This is a genomic window from Kitasatospora sp. NPDC056327, assembly GCF_042261735.1.
Lineage (GTDB): Bacteria > Actinomycetota > Actinomycetes > Streptomycetales > Streptomycetaceae > Kitasatospora.
In genome coordinates this window covers 1-4,680 of record NZ_JBHJRC010000442.1, presented here as the reverse complement: position 1 = coordinate 4,680, position 4,680 = coordinate 1, and the positions used below count along the sequence as shown (strand labels likewise).

The following is a 4,680-nucleotide window of genomic DNA, read 5'->3' as shown; positions in this document are numbered from 1 at the left end:
TCCCCGGGGCCCGACCGCCCCCCGCCCCCCCCCCGTGGCCCCCCCGCACCCCCCCGCCGGCCGCGCGGGGGGCCGCCGGGCGCGGCGGCGGCCCCACCGGGCCCGGGGTCAGCGGATCAGGGCGGTCACCCGCAACACGGCTTCCACTCCTTCACCTGGACGTTGTCGATGACCGGCCCGTACGCCCCCGCGACGGTGCTGGCGAAGCTCAGCGTGGTGGACGTGCCCTGCGCGACGAAGCCGAACTGGCGCCCCACGTAGCCCATCGCGGCCGCGGTCCTGCCGGTGACGTCGAAGGAGAAGTCCTGGAAGTTCTGGCCGTCGATCAGCACCCGGCCGGTCCGCAGGGCCGGACCGCCGGCCGGGTTGCCCGCCAGCGCGTAGGTGACGGAGTAGGTGGTGCCCGGCACGGTGGTGAAGCTCTGGGCGACCGTACCGCTGTTGCCGCCGTTGAGGTCCAGCGACTGGTCGCCCTCGGCGGCCTGCCAGAATCCGGCGCCGATCAGGTCGACGCTGCCGGCGGTGACGCTCCACGGACCGATGCTCTGACCGGCGGTCAGGCCGGTGAAGGAGTTGGCGGGGGCCTTCGGCGTCTCGAAGCTGCCGTCGTCGAAACGGCTGAGGGCGCGGTTGCCGCCGGCGGCCTGGGCCGGGACGGACAGGACGGTGGCTCCGGCGACGAGCAGGGCGGTGACGGCGATCCGGGTGCGCGAGAACGACATGGGTGGCCCTCCCGGGGCTGGTGGATGGGATCAACCGATGATCGGCTGCGCACAGAGCGTCTGCCGTCGCGGTGATCCGTGCCAAGGCCGGGCGGGCGGCGCCCGGTGTTGCGCGCGGCCCGCGCGCGGGCTCCCGCACGCCGGTTTCGGCGCGGGCGGCCTGCCCACCAGGCGCGGCGAACGCACCGGGCGGCCGGGCCGGGCCCGGTGGCCACCGGGCGGGCGGGCCGACGAGGGGAGTGGGATGAGTCGTGTACGCCCCCACTCCATCGCGCACTCCGTCCAAGGCTCTGCCGACCAACTGATGATCCGACCGGTAAGACCGCCGCAGGCCTCCGCCCGGGAAGGGACGGGCGGCGCGGGCCCGACCCGCGCCGCCCGCCGAACACCTCGGGACGCGGACCTACCGGTCCCGGGGCCCGCCTCGGGCTCGGCACGGACCCCGGGTCAGTGCCGGTCCCGAGGCCGGTCCCGGGTCAGTGCCGCCGCCGGACCGGCTCCAGGGGGAGCTGGTCGCCGGTGGCGCCGGTCTCCAGCCGCGCGTAGTCGGGGTGGTCCAGCCGGTGGTGGACGTGGATCTGGTCGGCCCAGGGCGGGTCGAACGGAGTGAAGGCGCGCAGGCCCAGGACGCGTCCGATGGGCCGCCCGGGGTGGGCGGCGTTGAAGTCCTCCACCGCGGCGGCCTCCCCGATCCGTCCGATCGTGCCGGGCAGGTCGTCGAGGTAGCAGGTGACCCGCGGCAGCAGGTGCGCGTGCCCGGGACCGCGGAACAGGCCGAGGGCGGTCGCCGTCGAGGAGCAGTAGTCCAGGTCGAGGGCGACGAAGCCGACCGGGTGTTCGCGCAGGACGCCGGCGTGCGTCTCCAGGTACGCGGGGAGGGTCCCGGCGAGATCGCCGATCACCAGCTCGGCCGCGCCGTCCAGCCGCGCGCGCAGCCGGTCGTGGTCCATGGTGTAGAAGCCGGGGGCGAACAGGTAGGGCAGGTCCCGGGGGTCCGTCGTGCCGGGCAGTCCCGCCCCGCTGTCGAACCCGACCACCCGCACGGCCACCCCGGTGGCCGCGGCGTAGTACCGGGCGTGCTCGGTGAGCGCCAGCAGACCGTTGCCGCCCGCCACCCCGAACTCCACCACGGTGACCCCCCGGTGCCCCAGCCGGGCCGCCGACTCGGTGGCCCGCCGCACCCCGTAGGCGTAGTGCGGCCGTTCGACCAGACCGAAGCGGTAGGCGCCCGCCGTACCGACCCCGGGAAGCCGGCGCAGCAGCCGGTTGCGCGCCGCGGTGCGGGTGCCGGACTTCGACCAGTCCCACAGCACGTCCGCGAGCCCGCCGTCGGGCCGGCGTCCGAACGGATGCCCCTTCTGGGCGGTGGTTCCCGGTTTCCTGCGCACGAGGTCCCCTCCCGGCACGGTGACGCGGTCGGAGCACCCCTACCCTTCGCGGCCCGCCGCCGAATCGGGCACCCGGCCCGGGTTCGCGCCCCGGTCCGGCCCGCGCCGGCAGGCGCGCCCCGGCACGGGCGGTGCCCCGTGCGTTCCGCAGGTATTCCGCTCAAAGGGGATGAAGGTGAGTACGTGAACAAATGCCGAAAGATCCACAAGTGTTGCCGTAGGCCCGAAAAGGCGTGGCGGGTGCGGGGGATCGACAAGCGGGGGATGAATCGTCACCGTCCTTTGTGCAAACGCGAGACCGGGGGGCGGGGGAATATTCCGAGGGTTATGGTCACCGGGCGCTTATGCGTGCTTTACTCGAACTAATCGCCCGCGATTGATCCGTCGTCACCTCAGGAATGAAGGGCCTCGCCTTGTCCAGACCCCGTTTCCGGAAGACTCTCCCGGCGCAGGGTGCAGGGTCTCTGACCGGGTGTCAGGACCGTGCGCGGCGCTGAGAAGTCCCGTTCCTGACAGAACGTCAGGTCGTGCCACGGGCGGGGCGAAGGGCCTCCCCACCTCGGGGAAGGAGCCGGTGGCGGCCTGTCGGGCGGCCTGCGGGCGGCATCCTCGCCGAATCCCGTCACGGCCCGTACGGCTATTGCTTTCCCGCTCTCCGGGGCCGTGCTTCGCGCGCCGGTAATCACCGGTTGCGCGGTACTCGCCCCCACCCCGTCCGGGTGCCGGTTCCGGAACGGCCGCACGAGCCGTCCGGCGGTGGGCCGTGCCCGGTCCCGGCCCCGATCCGTCCAGACAACGTCCTCACCCATCGGAGAACCGAACCGTGTCTCGCAGGTCCGTATCACCACTCGACGTCAATTCCCCCGGCGCTTCCGGTACTTACGGCGCCTCCGGTGCTCCCGGCGCGACGAGCGCCGGCGGCCGGGGGCCGGGGCCGTCGACCGCAGGGTCCCGCCGGCGTCCGCGTGCCGCCTGGATCGGCGGCCTCCTCGCCGCGACCGTCGCGGGGGCGTGCGCCCTCGGCGTCGTGCCGGCCCACGCCGTGGCCGGTGACCCGGTGGCCGACGGCGGCCACGCGTTCACGGCCAGGCTCGACATCGGTGACAACAAGCGCAGTTGCTCCGCGGCGCTGATCAACCCCACCCACGTGGTGACGGCGGCGGCCTGTTTCGCGGACGACCCGGCCAACCCCTCCACGGTGACCGCGGGCAAGCCCAAGGACAAGGCCGTGATCACGGTCGGCCGCACCGACCTGACCGGTCAGGCCGGCGCGGCCGCCGAGGTCATCGAGATCAAGCCCCGCACGGACCGCGACCTCGTCGTCGCCCGCCTGGCCCACCCGGTCTTCGGCATCACCCCGGTGACCCTCGCCACCGCCGCCCCGGCCGTCGGCGACACCCTGCGGGTCACCGGTTACGGCCGGACCAGGACCGAATGGGCGCCGACCAGGCTGCACAGCACCGCCGTGACGGTGACCGCCGCGGCCGCCACCACCGTCGGCTTCGCCGCCAAGGCCCCCGCCACCGGCACGATCTGCAAGGGCGACACCGGCGGGCCGCTGTTCCGCGAGAACGGCTCGACCGCCGTCCTGGCCGGCGTGCACAGCCGGGCCTGGCAGGGCGGCTGCTTCGGCTCGGCCGAGACCCGCACCGACGCCGTCGACTCCCGGGTGGACGACATCCGCCAGTGGATCCTCGACAGCTCCGCGGTCGACCAGGCCCTCCTCGGCCCCGGCGCCCGCCTCTCCGCCGGCCAGACCCTCGCCGGCCGTGACCTGAAGCTCACCATGCAGGCCGACGGCGACCTGACGCTGACCCACAAGAACGTCCCCGGCGGCGTCATCTGGGCCACCGGTACCGGCGGCAACCCGGGCGCCTACCTGGAGATGCAGCCCGACGGCAACCTGGTGCTCTCCACCGCGAACGCGCAGCCGATCTGGCACTCCGCGACCTGGGGCAACCCGGGCGCCTACCTCAGCCTCCAGGACGACGGCAACCTGGTCGTCTACAAGCGGGACGGCGGCCCCCTCGCCGGCGGCTCCCTCTGGGGCAGCGGCTCGACCCGGATCGGCGCCACCATCGGCTCCGGCCAGCCCGTCTGGTCCGCCCAGTGGGCCGAGTCCGCGTCCAGCGTGCTGCTCATGCAGCGCGACGGCAACGTGGCCCTGTACCGCAAGAGCGACGGCGCCCACCAGTGGTCCACCGGCACCTACGCCAGCCCCTTCGGCTACTTCGTCATGCAGAGCGACGGCAACCTGGTGGTCTACCCGGCCGGCCAGGGCGGCGGCGTCGGCGCGGTCTGGGCCTCCGGCACCTTCTGGAGCCCGGGTGCCTTCCTCAAGCTGCAGGACGACGGCAACCTGGTCATCTACCAGAAGGACGGCGGGGAGGGCGTCGGCGGCGCCATCTGGGCCACCAACACCTTCGCCTGAGCACCTGAGCACCTGACCACCTGACCACCTGAGCGCCGGAGCACCCGGCCGTCGATGAACCCGGCCCGCACGACGACGGGTTGGCCGCCACCGGCGAACTCCCCACCGTGGGCGTTCTCCTGGAAGGCCAGGAAGAGGT

The 4,680-nt window shown here is 74.0% G+C and carries 3 protein-coding genes; 1 reads left to right on the top strand and 2 read right to left on the bottom strand.

Translation table 11 applies throughout. The features are described 5' to 3' along the window. Window positions 1-125: 125 nt before the first annotated feature. Window positions 126-722 carry a choice-of-anchor C family protein gene (locus tag ACFCX4_RS34850; protein WP_376151253.1) on the bottom strand — a complete coding sequence of 199 codons (597 nt, stop codon included), beginning with the start codon at window positions 720-722 and terminating at the stop codon, window positions 126-128. A 476-nt stretch (window positions 723-1,198) separates the two neighbouring features. Continuing rightward, window positions 1,199-2,110: a hypothetical protein gene (locus ACFCX4_RS34845; RefSeq protein ID WP_376151251.1), complete on the bottom strand. Its 912-nt coding sequence runs from the start codon at window positions 2,108-2,110 to the stop codon at window positions 1,199-1,201. A 1,027-nt stretch (window positions 2,111-3,137) separates the two neighbouring features. Here ACFCX4_RS34845 and ACFCX4_RS34840 point away from each other — a divergent pair. After that, complete coding sequence (locus ACFCX4_RS34840) at window positions 3,138-4,541, top strand: trypsin-like serine protease (RefSeq protein ID WP_376151249.1); 1,404 nt, start codon at window positions 3,138-3,140, stop codon at window positions 4,539-4,541. Window positions 4,542-4,680: the final 139 nt, after the last annotated feature.

Bases quoted from the DNA above. Each gene is read 5' to 3' on its own strand.
- ACFCX4_RS34850 (WP_376151253.1), bottom strand. From the start codon at position 722: ATGTCGTTCTCGCGCACCCGGATCGCCGTCACCGCCCTGCTCGTCGCC.